Origin of the sequence: Cupriavidus phytohabitans (genome assembly GCF_000426345.1) — a bacterium.
Taxonomy (GTDB): domain Bacteria; phylum Pseudomonadota; class Gammaproteobacteria; order Burkholderiales; family Burkholderiaceae; genus Cupriavidus.
On record NZ_AUFE01000256.1, the window covers coordinates 1 to 1,064 of the forward strand.

1 protein-coding gene and 2 pseudogenes are annotated in these 1,064 nt (G+C 57.1%); all 3 read left to right on the forward strand.

Features of this window, described 5'->3' with window-relative positions; translation table 11 throughout:
- Positions 1–172 (forward strand): IS4 family transposase (locus K309_RS39655; RefSeq protein WP_304413094.1); only part of this gene is annotated, 172 nt, incomplete at its 5' end.
- Positions 173–190: 18 nt separating this feature from the next.
- Positions 191–388 (forward strand): annotated as a pseudogene (locus K309_RS0135145) (IS256 family transposase); the annotation flags it as partial.
- A gap of 315 nt (positions 389–703) precedes the next feature.
- Positions 704–1,064, forward strand: a pseudogene (locus tag K309_RS43725) (hypothetical protein); the annotation flags it as partial.

The window sequence follows — 1,064 nt, forward strand, 5'->3', positions numbered from 1 at the left end:
GCCCAAAGGGACACCGGTCACACTCAATCAGATAATTCGGTTGGCTGCTTCCCTGGGTGGGTTCCTTGGGCGCAAGAGCGATGGCGAGCCTGGCGCCAAGACAATCTGGATCGGCATGCAGCGAAACATGGACGTCGCGCTCACCATTCAAGCACTGAGGGAAGAGCCATGACTTTTGTATAAAGAGATGCGCACAACTCGCAAGCGCAATTGTGTATCCCGAGCGACCTTCCTTGACCGGGCCTTCAGGCTAATCGAGGAAGCCGAGAAAACCCGGCGCCGCAGCAACGGCGCCGAACACATCGAACTGCTCTTGAAGGGCGTTCCCTTCAAGGACGCAACGCCGGCACAAGACAATCCGCCGGTTCAGCAACAACTCGCCGCCTGACGACCGGCGACGATCAACCTTCGTACACCAGATTTGACTTTATCTCTACGTTGATCAATCTACGGCATTACTGCCTAAGCTGATCAATCGCTTCGAAACCTTTTTTCATCACTGGCCATCACGCCGTGGTAAGGCTCGCCCGAGTCATGGGCAAAACCATTCGCACAACGATACACATCCTGGCATCGTACGCCCGGTACCCGCGCTTCTTCCGATCCCATCGGCTTGTCCAACCGCGCGCGCCGAGCCTGCTCGAAACGCGCAACCAGTTGTATATTTCAGGCCGTCATAGCCGGATCGCCGGAGGTTGGCCAAATGCATCCGGTAGCCATCCTTCATCAACGCATCTACAAGCCAGTACCAGTTGTACGGGTTTCAATGACCACTCCACGACATCTCCCGGTTGGATGCCCGGTGCCGTTTGAATCTGGACGGAATCTTTCGACAACCGCCTCTGGTAGAGAACGCGCCAAAGTCCTGAGCGACAACCTCCACGCTCTATGCTGTCTCAGCGCTGCGCGGGAACATGAGATCGACTCGGACTATCGGATCATCCGAACCTACGCCATCACCGCGCTCAAACCTGTCCTGCCAGCGGCGCTTCTAGGACTGCGCTGGGCCAAGGCTGCGCTGAATGAGACCTTGGCCTTGATCGCAACGCGTACCCATCGCGTGC